The following is a 15,507-nucleotide window of genomic DNA, read 5'->3' as shown; positions in this document are numbered from 1 at the left end:
TTATTGAGAGCTGGCTTTTATTTATTTATAATACATATAAGGAGGCTACGCCCATGAATGTACAAGCAAAAGTAGACTGGATTGGTACGCCAAAACCGTACATATATAAAGATGAAGTGACATATAACGCTACTTCTATTGATTTTTCACTCGCTGGCGATGATAACCGCTATAAGTTAATTGTGCTCAAGTCTGAAAACAATACACATTACAAAATTGTGCAATATGGAATAAAACCAGGCTCTCAAAAGCCATTTCCTATCGACATTCCATTTGAACAAAACATGTTACCAATTATAGAGCAAATATTACATGATCCATATGTACAAGCGATACTAAAGGAAACACACTCATAATTGTAAAAAAATATATCAACGATTTTTCAATTATATCTATCATAAATCGCAATATATCAACGATTTTTCGATTATATCTATCATAACTTACGATATATCAACGGTTCGACACGAAATATCGATTTAGCTACAAAAAAGAAGCTGTTCAAATATTGAACAGCTTCTCTCATATTAACGAGTTGGACCAGATATATCTTCTGATTTCAACGTATTATTTGCACCAAGAGAATGATACAACATCTTTCCATTTCCATTCACAGTTACAATATGTTCGTTATTAAAACTTTTAAACTTCACAGATCCATCACCGTAACGAATATGGTACTCTTCATATGTCGTTACTTTATATTTCGTAGTACTTTGACGCTCTACATTACGAACTTCCATTGTTAATAAGTCTTCTGTAATTCCTTTTTTGTGTAAATACTGTATATAATCACGGTCTTCCTTATACGATTTTCCGCTCTTATCATAATTATTTTCAATTAAACTAAAATCATTTAATGAAATTGCACGTACGTTATCATAAATATGATTTCTTACAAATTCGCCCACTGCTGAACTTGATGTTTCTTTCGGGAATTTTAAGTAATATGTGCTTTGGTCTCCAATTTTAACACTTTCAGATTTCATCACACCAAGATCAGTAGTTTTCTCTAAATGTACTTCTACTGTTTCATCTGTGGATACAGGGCCAAGCTTATAACTTCCATAATTTAATTTTCCACGTTTTTTCCCATTCACAAATACAGTTGCATCACTTTCATCAGAAGAAATGCTTACATACTTGCCTTCAAGCGATAAATCCACTTTCACCTTCTCGCTCTGTTCATCCGCTAAATCTACTTCTTTCTCTGTTTCTAATTCAGTAAGTTCTGTCTTCGCCGTTGCCTTTACAACATATGTACCTGGGAAGTATGGCCCCAACTCTTTCGAAGTTTTATCACTAGAAAGCTCTGCTTCTTTTTTGTCATTCACATATATTTCTGCATTTTTTGCAGTTGTACTAACGCTCATATAATAAGATTTCATGCTGAACTTATACTTTGGATATAAGAACCACTCTTTTCCCTCTTCTACTATTTCCCCGTCCTTAAATGAAGATTTATCTTTTGTTAACTTTTGATCTACTGTCTCTTTCTGTAAATAAGACAGTAATTGTTTGTTGTAAGAAGGATTCTCTTTTAAATAACGCATGTACGCTTTAAGATCCTCTGTCTTAATCTTTAAGCTTGAATCATTTGCTTTTACAAACTCATCAATTGCATTAATATCTTTCTTTTGGAATGCTTCAATCATTACATTTACTTGCTTTTCTTTTGAAAACTTATATGCTCCAAATTTATATGCCCCAAATAATAATGCAGCAATAATGGCAAAACCAATGATTACAAATAAATTTTTCTTACTTTTCACTGGTTTTGTCTCGGTTTGTAATTCTGTATATGAAGCAGCAGTGTTATCAACGATTACTTCTACTTTACTCCCACACTCAGGACAAAAGTTCAAATGGTCTGCAACATTCTTTTTACATGTTCCACAAAACTTCAACGTGCTCTCCTCCTATTTTTTAGCTAATTTCATTCCAGCAAATGCTGCTACATATGTCACAATCAAGCTAAACAAAGTTAAATATATAAATGAATTTTGCATAGATAATACCGTTCCACTTGTTCCAAATAAACTTGTTACCGTTCCTGAAACATTAATTTGGAACTTAGAAATCATATTCATTACAATCATCATAATTGTGTAAGAACCACTGCATACCGCTAATGTAATATATATATTGGCAGTCGGTAATTTAGCTAACTTTCTTCCCGCTCTAAACATAAAGAACAATGGAATAATAAGCAGTAATAAACCGTAATGGAATACGTTATTCACTTTATCAAATTCTGCAAGGCTTCCCTCATTTGCTCCTTTTGAAATCAATATCTCTCTAAGCTCTACGCCATTTACAGAGACGCCTGATATAAATGAAAACGATAGTGTGCTCTCATATGCATTTGATTTCTTACCAATTCTAGTAAATTCCTTACTAAGTGCTGGACTTGATACTTCTAACGGCGCAAAATGAGCCATACTCCATAATTGAGGTGTTAACTCTAATGCTAATAATGTACTTTCAGATTTTAAAGTTGTTATTTCTTTTAATGGTTCAATACCGTCTTCCTTACTTACTAACGCCATAATACAAACCGCTACTGCTGTTACTAAAAGTCCTTTTATCATAGCCGAAACACCGTAATAAACAGACGCTCCATATGGCATTAACTCTTGAAATGCTGCTGCCATATTGTTTTTGCTTGTATGAGCAATAAATCCTAATAAGGTAAATAATGTCCCACATACAAAACCACTCAATAAACTCTTCATCGCTGAATAGCCAACCGTAATCTTACCTGCTTCTGAGAATGGGATTGCAAAAGATTGTGATGCTATAAAACTTATAATGAATAAAAAGACTCCATAAATAATACCAACTGTTGCTGCCATAAAGATTTGATCTTTAATCGTTTTCGCAACATGCTGTTTCCCTAACCAAATTCCTGTACCAGCGAAAATAATAAATGGAATGATTAATAATAATGTAAATGGAGTATGCCAAGATAAAGAAAATATCAATCCACTATCATCGTTAGCTGTAAAACCAAGTAAATGGTAACTTAACATCGTAGAAGTTGCACTCGAATAAAAACTTGGCAACATTTCTAATTCTTTCGCAAATTTGCTAAACATCTCACTTAACATAGAGGCGAATAATAAACTACCAATCCAACCAGCAATTAACATGAGAATACTTGCAACAGCCCCACCAATAAAACCTTTTTGTAAAACGGCTTTATCTGCTTTAAATTCAACTTTAGGAGCACCATCCATTGTAGGCAATTTTACAGATTGTTCTTTTTTCTTCACAACAGATAAAGAATACCCACACTTTTTACAATATAAATTTTTTTGAGCATTTTCACTGCCACAACCTCTGCAGTATTTTGCAGTATCTTTTTCTAATGTTACTGCATCTATAGCTCCTGCAATCTCCATACTACCTTCATTTGGGCAATAATTTACTTCTTCACCATGTTGTTTTCCACATGTGCGACAATACATTTAATTCACTCCCCACTTTGCTTAATTCCACAAACTGGACAGTAAGTAGAGTTATTATCGATATGCTCATTACATGAAATACAATTTACCGTTTTACCTTCATTTTCTACTGCTAACATCGGGTTAGGCTTTCCACATGAACCACAAAACTTATCATTTATTGATAAAGGTCCACCACATTCACATGTAGCTTTTTCACCTTGTTGTTTTTGCAATTCAACAATGCGCTTTCTTGCTTGATAAATAGCTACATCAAATTCTTGAACTGGAGCAATCATTTCTTTTAAGCTCGCTTCATTTACTCCACTTCCTCTTAATTGAACATACACTTGCTGTCCAACCTCTAATAGAACCTCTGCTTTTTTCTGCATTTGCACTTGCATCCCCTTTTTCAATTGAGCAATTTCTTGTGCAACTTGCAATTTCATTTTCCCTTGTTCTATTCCTTCTTGTAACTTATTCATTCCACTACCTAACTTCGTCTGTAAATCTGACAAATCATTTCTCCTCCTATACGTATATATTAATATACGAAATTAACATTTTATATATTACCATGATTTTCAAGTTATGTAATCCAAATTTCATTTTTTCTGTTTTGAGCATTTTTTGTTTATAATGGTAAAGGAAAGAAATATGTGTACGGAGGAATATTATGCTGCAACACTCAATTACGAAAGATGAAATTATGATGATTGCGAATGAGTTCGTTCAAGGACTAGATCCACAGCAAACAGCTGATCAGGAACATGTCGCTACAGCTCGGCACCTATATCGTAGTGGTGTTGTCTACAACGTTGACTTTGATGGTTATACACTATCAGGAACTGTAGATGCGGAAGGCAACGTATATAGCGTTCATATTCCGATTCGTAATGTCGCTGAAAGTTATTGTGATTGCTTCGCACCAACACAATGTGAGCATATGCTCGCTGTATTACTATCTGCAGCGTCTAGTTTCGGGCAAGTAGGAGATGTATTAACTTTATTTAAAAATAATACGAAACCTTCCCTTCCTCCTATTCGAACTGCAAGACAAGTATTGCAATCATCAGCTTTTGAAGAAACGGATTATAAAAGTTGGGAATCGTATTTTGAAAAAGAATATGAATCATTTAAAAAAGAACAAGCTCGCCTTACTTATAAACAAATGTATTTTCTTATGAGTATCTTTACAGATTTCTATACGAAACTTGAGCGGAAAGCTCCGCGCGTCATCGCCATACATGAATTATTCAGGTTACATGCAGCACTTTACTGCTTTCAAAAATTATTAGAAGAAATTCAGGCATTCGAAGCAAACAAAACGTATTCTTATCACCAACCTGTTAATGTCGTTCGCCTATTTGTAGATAAAGTGGAATCCATCGTTCGGGACTTACAATCAGAAGCGATTCCTTCAGAATCTGAAATAATTTTGCAAGAAACAGCTCGTCTTGTTCATGAAGTATTCTTCTCTACCGACGCTTATACGCAAGAGCGATTTTTCATTTATCGCCACATATGGAGTGAACTTTTAAACAATAAAGAGAAAATGCAAGAGGAAGAAAAACGAATCGATACGAAAATTAATCCACTATCTAAAGCATTAGCGTCTTCTCACCTTCTCTTTTTAAATGAAGAAGATCTACTAGCGATGGACTTACTAAAGAAACAACCTGCTTCTGTTGTGAGTCTATACTTCTATTGGTTAGAAGAACTATTAAGTGCCATGCAGTGGGATCGTGCAAAAAACTGGCTTTCCTTTACGTATAAACAAGTAAAGAAAACGATCCAAGATCACGAAAATACGATTTTCATAAAAGATATCGTTCGGCTATTTGTAATCATGTATGAAACATATGCAACACATACAAATGAACAAGCTGGTTTTGAAATGATTTTACAAGAACTATTACCGTATAGTTTCACAAACTATGAACAGTACGTACTCGCGAAAAAACAGTATCACACATGGGCAGAGCTTCATCTCTTATATGGGTTTGAAGCAATTGAACTGTTAAAAGAACCACTGAAAGATATTGAGAAAGAAGCACCAGAAGCAGCACTTCCTCTTTATCATCTTGCTGCTGTAGAGGCAATTGAAGAACGAAATCGTAAATCATATAGACGCGCAGTTCGTTACTTAAAGAAATTACGTACATTATATAAACGATTAAAACGCACCGATGAATGGGATGCTTTCATTATTCACATCGCCAATCTCCATTCACGTCTGCGTGCACTACAAGAGGAATTACGGAAAGGAAAATTAATCGATGATCAATCAAACTGAAGTAACAATTAGGCTCCAGCATGTTAGTCAAGGTTGGTTCCTTTGGGGAGAAGATGACAGCGGTACTCCATTATCCGTAACAAGTTGGAAACGAAATGCATTCACATGGCACTCCACTTCTTTCTACGGTACGTTTCTAAAAGAAGCAACCTTCGAAGGAAAACAAGGTGTGCTACTAACAAATGCACAAGCCTTTGAATACATTGCAAACAAACCGATGAATTCCTTTGCACATATTCAACTGAACGGCCCTATTACAGCACTTACAAAAGATGCAAATGAATTATGGGATGCCTTTACGAGTGGTAGCTTCGTACCAGATATGGAGCACTGGCCCAAGCAACCATCTTGGAAAGTTCAAAATACGCCAATTGAAGATGACACATTAGCATCTCTTTTCTCAGCAGCAGTTAATGAAAGCATATTACAAGATAATCGCTCAAATGACGGCTGGGAAGATGCTAAAAGACTATATGAACATTACGACTTTACGAAAAGACAATTGGAAACAGCACTACATGAAGAAGATTGGCTTCGAAAAATTGGTTATATTGAAGATGATCTTCCGTTTACAATCGGACTAAGACTGCAAGAACCACAAGAAGAATTTGAAATGTGGAAGCTTGAAACAATCGTGACACCAAAGCGCGGGGCGCATCGCATATATGTATACGAAAACATCGATTCCTTACCGAAAAGATGGCACGATTACGAAGAACGTATTACAGAAACACAAGAAGGTTTTAGTAAGCTCATACCGTGGTTAAAAGAAGGAGATACGTTCCGAAATGAGCTCTTTGAAACAGAAGCTTGGAACTTCTTAACAGAAGCAAGCAATGAATTACTTGCAGCCGGCATTACAATTTTACTACCATCATGGTGGCAAAATTTAAAAGCAACAAAACCGAAATTACGTGTCCAGCTGAAGCAAAATGCAGTACAAACACAATCGTTCTTCGGTATGAATACGCTCGTTAATTTTGACTGGCGCATTTCGACGAACGGCATTGATTTATCAGAAAGCGAGTTTTTTGAACTCGTTGAACAAAACAAACGTCTATTTAATATAAACGGTCAATGGATGCGACTAGATCCAGCCTTTATCGAAGAAGTAAGGAAACTCATGAACCGTGCCGATAAATACGGACTAGAGATGAAAGATGTCCTGCAACAACATTTATCAAATACGGCTGAAACAGAAATTGTAGAAGATGATAGTCCGTTTACTGATATTGAAATCGAACTAGATGGATATTATGAGGAACTATTCCAAAAGCTGCTTCATATTGGAGATATTCCAAAAGTAGATGTCCCTACTTCACTAAACGCAGCACTTCGTCCGTATCAACAACACGGCATTGAATGGTTATTATATTTACGAAAGCTTGGATTTGGAGCATTGCTAGCTGACGATATGGGACTCGGGAAAAGTATTCAAACAATCTCTTACTTACTATATATAAAAGAAAACAATCTCAAAACAGGCCCTGCATTAATCGTTGCGCCGACATCTGTTCTTGGAAATTGGCAAAAAGAATTTGAGCGTTTCGCACCGAATTTACGTGTTCAATTACATTACGGAAGTAATAGGGATAAAGGCAATTCATTTGAAGGTTTCCTTCAATCGGCAGATGTTGTATTAACATCTTATGCATTGGCTCAGCTCGATGAGGAAGAACTAACTTCATTATGCTGGGATGCTGTTATTTTGGATGAAGCACAAAATATTAAGAACCCACATACGAAACAGTCGAAAGCAGTACGAAACTTACAAGCAAATCACAAAATCGCTTTAACTGGTACGCCGATGGAAAATCGCCTCGCTGAACTTTGGTCCATTTTCGACTTTATTAATCATGGATATCTCGGAAGCTTAGGGCAATTCCAACGTCGCTTCGTCACACCGATTGAAAAAGATCGTGATGAAGGAAAAATTCAGCAAGTTCAACGGTTTATCTCACCATTTTTACTGCGCCGAACGAAGAAAGATCAAACGGTCGCATTAAATTTACCAGATAAACAAGAACAAAAAGCTTACTGTCCTCTTACTGGTGAACAAGCTTCCTTATATGAACAACTTGTTCAAGATACACTGCAAAATGTCGAAGGATTAAGTGGAATTGAAAGACGCGGCTTTATATTACTTATGCTGAACAAGCTAAAACAAATTTGTAATCATCCAGCTCTTTATTTAAAAGAAGAAGAGCCACAAAATGTCGTTGAACGCTCTATGAAAACAAAAACGTTAATGGAGCTCATCGAAAATATAAAAGATCAAAATGAAAGTTGCCTCATCTTCACTCAATATATCGGCATGGGGAACATGCTAAAACGTGTGCTAGAAGAAAAATTCGGCCAGCGTGTCCTCTTCTTAAACGGTAGTGTACCGAAAAAAGATCGCGACAAGATGATTGAGGAGTTCCAAAACGGAACGTATGATATTTTCATCTTATCCTTAAAAGCTGGCGGAACAGGATTAAACTTAACCGCTGCCAACCATGTCATTCACTACGATCGTTGGTGGAACCCAGCTGTGGAAAATCAAGCAACAGACCGAGCATATCGCATTGGTCAAAAACGATTTGTTCATGTTCACAAACTCATTACAACAGGAACATTAGAAGAAAAAATTGATGAAATGCTAGAAAGAAAACAATCTCTAAACAATGCGGTCATCACAAGCGATAGCTGGATGACTGAACTATCAACAGACGAACTAAAAGAATTACTTGGTGTATAAAGTGAAACTTTAATCAGTGGAGGTTTTACTCCCCGCAAAAGAAGCGCTAATCTTATTTGAGATTAGCGCTTCTTTCTATTCCAAAACCAATTACTTATTATAATTCCCGTTAATCCGCCGCACGTATCAAGCAATGAATCTTGCCACATTGGTGTACGGTCTCCCGTATACCATTGGTGAATTTCATCAAATGTTGCATAACCCGCAACGAAAAGAAGGGCATATATAAAGCATCTTTTCCTCGAATGACCTGATCGATGAAAAGCGTAATAAATCAATGAACCTAGCATAAAGAACACCATAAAATGAGCACCTTTACGAAGGAAAAACTCAATAAATCCGCCTACACCTTTATTCGCAATACTAACAGGGGTTCCTCCACCATAATCGATAGATACCCATGAAAAATGCTCTTTCACAAATTCAACATTTACATATTGTTCAATATCTGAACGCATATCCTGCTTTTTATATGGTTGTGCCGAAGAATAGAAAATCAGCCCCATCCATAGTAATACAGGAATCCAAAATAACCATTTACGATTCATTATCCAGAATTCTCCTCTCTTAATCTTTTAAGGGTACCAAAAAAAAGAAAAAATTTCACGCCAAAACATGACATTTGTACCCTATTTATAAAGTGAAAGGAGGTGATACACATGGCAATTGAAACAATCGTAATGGATTTAACTTTACGTCTTGTCTTAAACAACGGATTAGATAAGAACGGAAAAACAGTTTTCAAGAGCAAACAATTTAAACGTGTTAAAACAAATGCGAGCTTAGATCAAGTACACAATGTAGCTCATGCTCTAGCTTCCTTACAAGCATCACCACTTCACGCTGTACAACTTGTAAGCACATCAGATCTTTCTAAACTATAAAGTAAAACTCGGATCAGTGGGGATTTTATTCATCCCCGCTGATTATTAGACCGCAATTTAACCGGCAGACCCGAATCCCATAAATAGCTTGATAAATACAAAGGAGGGAATAACACATGCAAGTACTAGAGTTGATTTTCGCAAAAGAAGATGGAAAAACAGTCGTTTTTTCTATCGATACGCCCATCACACCAATCGATGCACAAGTCGTAAATCAAGTAATGGATACAATCCTCGCCTCATCTGTATTTTCATCCATTGATGAAAATACAAGAAAAAAGGGAGCTCGCCTTATAGAAAAAAATGTATCTGAAGTTCAAATTACTTTATAAAATAAAAAAGACGAATCTGCATCATTTTGCAGATTCGTCTTTTTTCTTCGGCATTTCAATCGGGATAAAAATCTTTGAAAAACCGACACATACATACTTATAATGTTCTTCCCCTATATCAAACTCAGTCGTATATGTTGAGAAGAATATATAATCATTTCGCTTCGTATAATGATTGATTAATAACCCAACTTGTGGCTCAACATACTTTTTCGCTAACTTTTTACCGGCCGATGCCAAGTCGCCAAGGAGACCCTCTTCATTCTCTTTTTGAACTTCATCTAGCTTCTTACTCACATCATTACGCTTCATAAACTGCTTCGCTGCCCATTCTGTATATTCTCCTTTACTCGGATTACTGTTTGCTAAATATACTAGGAGAACGACAACTAAAGCCATAATAATATACTTTTTCTTCATACTATATCACCGCCTACTCTTTTCTATTTTCATATATATGTACAAGCGATGCAAATTAGAAAGACTATCACCTATTGATTGTAAACGAATAGCCAAAATTTACAATATGAAATAGAATATTAACAGTAAATTTACTTAATTTATATATAATTATATTCGGAATGAAAATTATAAGGGAGGATATAGAATTATGGATAATGAAAACAACATTTTTATTTCTAGTTCTACAATGATGCTTGAACCATGTAAACACCCTTATTACCGCACAAAAATTATCGACAGTAGCGGGAACCATCTTTACTCCTGTCAAACTGCTCTCCAACTTATACAGAAATCTTGTCTAACAAATATTCATTCTACTTATCAAGGGAGACGTAATGCCGTAAAAACAAAATTTAAATTTAAACAAAACGTTCCAATTCCGATCAATCATAGAGAATATATTTGTGCTTTCCCAACAGAATCTCCTGCTTCTCCAAATTGCATTTGGCTTTTCTTCAAACATGTTCATACAATAGAGTTTTTCAAAAAAGCTAAACAAGCTAAAATTCATTTTTCAAATGGAGCTACCGTAACGATACAAATTAGTCCCCATAAGTTAAGCCAGCAATTATGGAAAGCTGGATATGTATTATCCCAAATGAACATGCAAGATTCATCACCTTAATAATAAATGGAATGGAAGGTAGTATTTCCTTACCTTCCATTCTATTTTCTATTTTTATCCTTTTACACTATCTCGCATTTTCTCGAGTGCTTGCCGATACATCCATCTTACTTGATAATATGTCATTTCCGTCTCTAAAGCGATTTCTCCCATCGTCTTCCCTACAAAAAAACGTTCAAAAATAATATACTTCTCCTTCTCATCTAACACGCTCATAAAATCCTTCACTCTTATTTCAACATCCTCAAAATGAAAGATATCCTCATACTCACCTACACATACACATCTCTCCTGCACTGCGAACTCTTTCTTCAATCTCTCTAATATATAACCACGCACCGTTACAACTGCATATGCAGGGAAATACCCCTTCTTTGCATCAAATCTTTCATACGCATGCCAAAGACCAATTAAACCACATTGATAATACTCTTCATAATCTTTACGAATACCTAATTTCTTTATTTGATTTACAATCATCCCTTCATACAAAACAACTGCCTCTGTAAAAGTCGCTGGCTTCACACAGTACCCGTTTCTAAAAGGTATACCTTTCTAGTATTCCGCGGTACCTTCACAATATAAAAATAAAGAAAAGATTTCACTGTGAGTAATTTCAAATACTACCGACAGAATTTGAAATTACACTAGATAGTATTTGAAATTTTGTTGGTGGTATTTGAAATAGGGGTAAAAATAAAAAAGGTGACTCTCTTGAAGAGTCACCTTTTTAAAATAATATGTTATGCACCAAAGCCGCTTACTAAACCTCTTACAACGCCTAATGCAATTGTTAGGATAAAGAAGATTACAATTAAAATCGTAGCTTGTTTCTTACTTAAACCAGCTACAATGTGTAAGCCTAGTCCTGTTAGAATGAGGCTCCAAATATTAAAAATTTCAATTGAAGAGGCAATTCCATGTGCTACTGTCCCTTGTTCAAATAAAGGAGCTAAACTTGTATAAACATCAGTGCCATTTCCATCAAAAATAAAGCCTAATCCTGCATTTAACAATCCGCCGATATAATAAACAAGATTAGCATATAAGTAAATCGATAATATTTTCATGTATGGTGTATCATTGCTCATAAACATCATAATAATTTTATAAAAACCTGCCGCAATAAAGAGACCTATAGGTGTTCCTAATAGACCAACAAGTGCGCCTCCACCAAGGGTAAATCCTTTTACCATTGCCCCTGCTTCACCATTTAATTCTTTTGCCAATTCTGGAGTACTAATTAATGTTAAGTAAGACACTGCTGTTGCTATAATCGTTCCTAATATAACAAATAAGACAAATGCCCCCCAAACCGGACTTTTCGTCTTCATTCTCTCAAACTGCTCACCTGGAGAAGTAATCATTCCTAATAATGATGGCTTCTTCGCACCTACATCTTGCGTATTAATATTTGCTCCCATTATAACGCCTCCTTCTATTTATATAACCCGTTCTAGTGGGCGGTTCACTTCCTCATATAGAGGCTACGAACCGCCCACTAGAACGGTAATGTGTAGTTCTACTACACTATTAATTACTCATAACGCAATGCTTCAATTGGATCTAATTTCGCAGCTTTATTTGCTGGAATTAATCCAAAAATAATACCGAGTGTCATCGAGAACAGTACGCCTCCAACGACAACTTCCCATGAAACGAGTGGCGGCCATTTTGCGAATGTAGAAACGATATATGCTCCGCCATACCCAAGACCAATTCCGATTAAACCACCTAGAAGTGTTAACATAACGGCTTCAATTAAAAACTGTAATAAAATTTTACTACGTGTTGCTCCAAGTGCTTTACGTATCCCAATTTCGCGTGTACGCTCCGTTACAGATACAAGCATAATATTCATAACACCAATACCACCAACGACTAATGAAATACCCGCGATACCACCAATGATCATCGTCATAATGTTAGTAACTTTAGAAACACCTTCTTGGAATTCTTTTAAATTCACCAATTCATATTTACCTGGAATATCGCTTGGTTTACGACTATTTAATACATCAACAGCTTTTTTCCCTGCCGTTTCTAAATTATCTACGTTTTTAGATTGAATGGCGATACTTTGAATTTCATCCGTTCCGTATAAAACAGGCCATAAAGTAAGAGGAATTAACATTTCCTCAGCCTCGAACCCCATAAATTCATTATCTGATTTATAGACACCAATAATTTGCATCGGTTGTCCTTTCATTTCAATAATTTTCCCTACTGGATTTTCATCTTTAAATAACGTCTCTTCTGATTTCGTACTAATCATAACAACGTTATTTCCTTGTGAAATATCAGATTCATTTAATGAACGACCTTTAACCACTTTCACTTTATTTACTTCAAAATATTCACTATCAAGTCCAATAACATTAATCATTGATTTTTTATCATTAATATCCATTGTTTCCATCGTATTATTCGTCGTAATAACATGAGAAACATCTTTAACTTGCTTTACTTCCATAATATCTTCTTCTGTTAATTTCGGTACTTGATGCCCCCCCATACTGAACTCATCATTAATATCCGGTTTAAATTGAATTGGCATAAGATTATTACCAGAACCAGCGATTTTCGACTTCAGCATCGCTTCCCCGCCTTGCCCAATTGCAACGACAGTAATAATCGAACCTACCCCGATAATAATACCGAGCATCGTAAGAGCTGAACGCAGTTTATGAGCTAAAATAGAAGACAGGGCAATTTTTATACTATCTAGTAAACTCATACCGCACACCTTCTATCTTCTGTAACTTTCCCGTCTCGCAGTACAATGCGGCGGGAAGAATAAGCTGCTACTTCCTCTTCATGCGTAACCATAACAATCGTCGTACCTTCTGCATTAAGCTTCGTGAAAATATCCATAACTTGCTCACCAGACTTCGTATCAAGTGCACCAGTCGGTTCATCGGCCATAATGAACGTTGGATTATTCGCAATCGCTCTTGCAATCGCTACACGCTGCTTCTGTCCACCTGATAACTCATTTGGTAAATGATGCACGCGATCTGCCAATCCAACTTTACCTAGTGCCTCCAAAGCACGCTTGCGACGCTCCGCTTTCTTCACGCCACCATATACGAGCGGAAGCTCAACATTTTCCACTGCCGAAAGACGCGGAAGCAAATTAAAGTGCTGGAATACAAAGCCAATATATTCATTACGAATTAAAGCAAGCTTTGACTCGTCTGCTGTTAAGATATTCACATCGTTCAGCATATATTCGCCTTCTGTTGGACGATCTAAACAACCGATAATATTCATAAGCGTTGATTTACCAGAACCAGACGGTCCCATAATCGAAACGAACTCACCGCTCTGAATTGTTAAACTAATACCATGCAAAATCGGCACTGCCAATTTTCCTTGATAATACGTTTTAGCAATATGGTTTAACGTAATCATTTCTCTTTCACTTCCATTCCGTCATACACATCGTCGGAAGGATTTTTAACCACCTTTTGCCCCACTGTTACGCCTTCAGTAATCTCTGTCCAGTCTCCATCAGTAGAACCTTTTTTCACATTTTGTTTACGAAGCTTTCCTTTATCCTCAACATAAACAAATGCATCATCGCCTTTTTCTACAATGCTTTTACTTGGAACAGCAACCATCGTCTTATTCTCTAAGTTTACTTGCAGAGAAACGTGATAACCTGGAGATAAACCATCTTGACTATCAAGGCTAGCTTTATATGTATACTGAGACATATTTTGAGTTGCTTCACCCATGCCGCCAGCTTGCGCCATCTCTGCACTTGTTGGGAACTCACTTACCTCTGTAATCTTACCTGTCCACTTCTTCTTATTATTTGCTTTTGCAGTTACAGTGAATGTTTGATCTTTTTGAATTTGTGACTTTTGAAGCTCAGTTAACGTACCTTGAACTTGGAATGGATCTTTAGAAGCTACTTGTAAAAACGCTTTTCCTTGACCACCTAACGCTTGAGATGAACTTTGTGCCGCATCTTTATCTAACTTTTGAACAACACCAGCGAAATTGCTATAAATCGTAAGTTCTTTCTGCTTCTTACTTAACTCTTCTTTCTGCAACTTTCCTTTTTCTTTCTCAAGGTCAATTGTTTTTTGTCCTATCTCTAACTCGTTTACTTGCTCTTCCATCGGATCTGTTACTTCTTTCCCAGCTCCGTTATCTTTCGCCTTCTTAATTTCTTTCTTTAACGAATCAATCTTCTTTTTTCCTTGATCATAACGCATATCCGCCATCTTCTGATCAAGCTCAGCTTGCTTCATTTGAAGGTTAATCTCTTCATTATCATAAGAGAATAACTTCGTGCCTTTCTCTACCTCTTGCCCTTCTTTTACCTCAATATCTTTCACTTTCCCTTTGGCCGGATCTGCATAGAAGCTTTCAATATTACCAGGCTTCACCTGACCAGAAATTAACTTCGTATTATTCAGCTTACGCTCTGTCACTTTCTCAAAACTTACAGCATCAGCATTTGTTGATGCACCCTTCTTCTTACCTTGCATAACAAAAATATTAATTGCCGCTACAATAACAATTAGTGCAATAACCCCAATAATAATCCATTTCTTCTTCTTGTTTGGAGTACGAACCGTATTTGGTAACATAGTCTCTCTCCTTTTTACAACTTAATAGTTTAATATAAAATTGTATAAAACTTTCTGAAAATATATTACATATTATTACATTATTTTTACAAAGTTTTACACATCCAATTATATT

At 35.9% G+C, this 15,507-nt stretch carries 16 protein-coding genes; 6 read left to right on the top strand and 10 right to left on the bottom strand.

All coding sequences use genetic code 11. From position 1 onward, the window contains the following. Window positions 1-53 precede the first annotated feature (53 nt). A complete protein-coding gene (locus tag ACTFRM_RS22685) occupies window positions 54-356 on the top strand; it encodes a DUF3910 family protein (protein ID WP_001102539.1) in 303 nt (100 codons plus the stop codon). Between the two features lie 171 nt (window positions 357-527). On the opposite strand, the gene ACTFRM_RS22680 is transcribed toward ACTFRM_RS22685, so the two are convergent. From ACTFRM_RS22680 to ACTFRM_RS22670, 3 genes are read right to left on the bottom strand one after another with little or no spacing between them, the layout of a single operon-like run. Next, window positions 528-1,907, bottom strand: a complete 1,380-nt coding sequence (locus ACTFRM_RS22680; protein ID WP_149287831.1) for a zinc ribbon domain-containing protein — start codon at window positions 1,905-1,907, stop codon at window positions 528-530. 12 nt (window positions 1,908-1,919) lie between these two features. After that, on the bottom strand, window positions 1,920-3,470 hold the full coding sequence (locus ACTFRM_RS22675) for a zinc ribbon domain-containing protein (protein WP_017656384.1): 1,551 nt from the start codon (window positions 3,468-3,470) through the stop codon (window positions 1,920-1,922). Window positions 3,471-3,475: 5 nt separating this feature from the next. Continuing rightward, window positions 3,476-3,967, bottom strand: coding sequence for a zinc ribbon domain-containing protein (locus tag ACTFRM_RS22670; RefSeq protein ID WP_440043604.1), 492 nt, complete (start codon window positions 3,965-3,967; stop codon window positions 3,476-3,478). Window positions 3,968-4,125: 158 nt separating this feature from the next. Between ACTFRM_RS22670 and ACTFRM_RS22665 the strand changes: the two genes are divergently transcribed. Together ACTFRM_RS22665 and ACTFRM_RS22660 are read left to right on the top strand one after the other, a co-directional pair. Continuing rightward, entirely contained in the window at window positions 4,126-5,745 is a 1,620-nt protein-coding gene (locus ACTFRM_RS22665) for an SWIM zinc finger family protein (protein WP_000939142.1), read from the top strand. Continuing rightward, a complete protein-coding gene (locus tag ACTFRM_RS22660; protein ID WP_440043603.1) occupies window positions 5,729-8,485 on the top strand; it encodes a DEAD/DEAH box helicase in 2,757 nt (918 codons plus the stop codon). Before ACTFRM_RS22665 ends, ACTFRM_RS22660 begins: the two co-directional genes overlap by 17 nt. Window positions 8,486-8,547: 62 nt before the next feature. Here the strand turns inward: ACTFRM_RS22660 and ACTFRM_RS22655 are convergent, their stop codons facing one another. Beyond that, complete coding sequence (locus ACTFRM_RS22655) at window positions 8,548-9,033, bottom strand: VanZ family protein (RefSeq protein ID WP_001080707.1); 486 nt, start codon at window positions 9,031-9,033, stop codon at window positions 8,548-8,550. Between the two features lie 111 nt (window positions 9,034-9,144). Here ACTFRM_RS22655 and ACTFRM_RS22650 point away from each other — a divergent pair, with 111 nt between their 5' ends. Then, window positions 9,145-9,369 carry a DUF1659 domain-containing protein gene (locus tag ACTFRM_RS22650; RefSeq protein ID WP_000963861.1) on the top strand — a complete coding sequence of 75 codons (225 nt, stop codon included), beginning with the start codon at window positions 9,145-9,147 and terminating at the stop codon, window positions 9,367-9,369. A gap of 116 nt (window positions 9,370-9,485) precedes the next feature. Then, a complete protein-coding gene (locus tag ACTFRM_RS22645; RefSeq protein WP_001197591.1) occupies window positions 9,486-9,701 on the top strand; it encodes a DUF2922 domain-containing protein in 216 nt (71 codons plus the stop codon). Between the two features lie 21 nt (window positions 9,702-9,722). Here ACTFRM_RS22645 and ACTFRM_RS22640 read toward each other — a convergent pair whose 3' ends face one another. Continuing rightward, the gene (locus tag ACTFRM_RS22640; protein ID WP_173600712.1) at window positions 9,723-10,121 is read right to left on the bottom strand and encodes a DUF4359 domain-containing protein; all 399 of its coding nucleotides are present in this window, start codon (window positions 10,119-10,121) and stop codon (window positions 9,723-9,725) included. A gap of 190 nt (window positions 10,122-10,311) precedes the next feature. Between ACTFRM_RS22640 and ACTFRM_RS22635 the strand changes: the two genes are divergently transcribed. Beyond that, complete coding sequence (locus ACTFRM_RS22635; RefSeq protein ID WP_000368309.1) at window positions 10,312-10,788, top strand: competence protein ComK; 477 nt, start codon at window positions 10,312-10,314, stop codon at window positions 10,786-10,788. A gap of 54 nt (window positions 10,789-10,842) precedes the next feature. Here ACTFRM_RS22635 and ACTFRM_RS22630 read toward each other — a convergent pair whose 3' ends face one another. From ACTFRM_RS22630 to ACTFRM_RS22610, 5 genes are all read right to left on the bottom strand, one after another. Then, the gene (locus ACTFRM_RS22630) at window positions 10,843-11,313 is read right to left on the bottom strand and encodes a sigma-70 family RNA polymerase sigma factor (RefSeq protein WP_070180687.1); all 471 of its coding nucleotides are present in this window, start codon (window positions 11,311-11,313) and stop codon (window positions 10,843-10,845) included. 218 nt (window positions 11,314-11,531) lie between these two features. Next, window positions 11,532-12,212 carry a Yip1 family protein gene (locus ACTFRM_RS22625; protein ID WP_173600713.1) on the bottom strand — a complete coding sequence of 227 codons (681 nt, stop codon included), beginning with the start codon at window positions 12,210-12,212 and terminating at the stop codon, window positions 11,532-11,534. Window positions 12,213-12,325: 113 nt separating this feature from the next. After that, window positions 12,326-13,525: an ABC transporter permease gene (locus tag ACTFRM_RS22620; protein WP_000054380.1), complete on the bottom strand. Its 1,200-nt coding sequence runs from the start codon at window positions 13,523-13,525 to the stop codon at window positions 12,326-12,328. Then, complete coding sequence (locus ACTFRM_RS22615) at window positions 13,522-14,202, bottom strand: ABC transporter ATP-binding protein (protein ID WP_000631603.1); 681 nt, start codon at window positions 14,200-14,202, stop codon at window positions 13,522-13,524. Before ACTFRM_RS22615 ends, ACTFRM_RS22620 begins: the two co-directional genes overlap by 4 nt. Then, a complete protein-coding gene (locus ACTFRM_RS22610; RefSeq protein ID WP_173600714.1) occupies window positions 14,199-15,392 on the bottom strand; it encodes an efflux RND transporter periplasmic adaptor subunit in 1,194 nt (397 codons plus the stop codon). The genes ACTFRM_RS22615 and ACTFRM_RS22610 overlap by 4 nt, the downstream gene beginning before the upstream one ends. Window positions 15,393-15,507 lie beyond the last annotated feature (115 nt).

This window comes from Bacillus cereus group sp. MYBK227-1, from assembly GCF_051916325.1.
GTDB classification, from domain to species: Bacteria; Bacillota; Bacilli; order Bacillales; family Bacillaceae_G; genus Bacillus_A; species Bacillus_A cereus.
The sequence above is the reverse complement of the archived record's forward strand: the minus strand, read 5'-3'. Positions and strand labels throughout refer to the sequence as shown.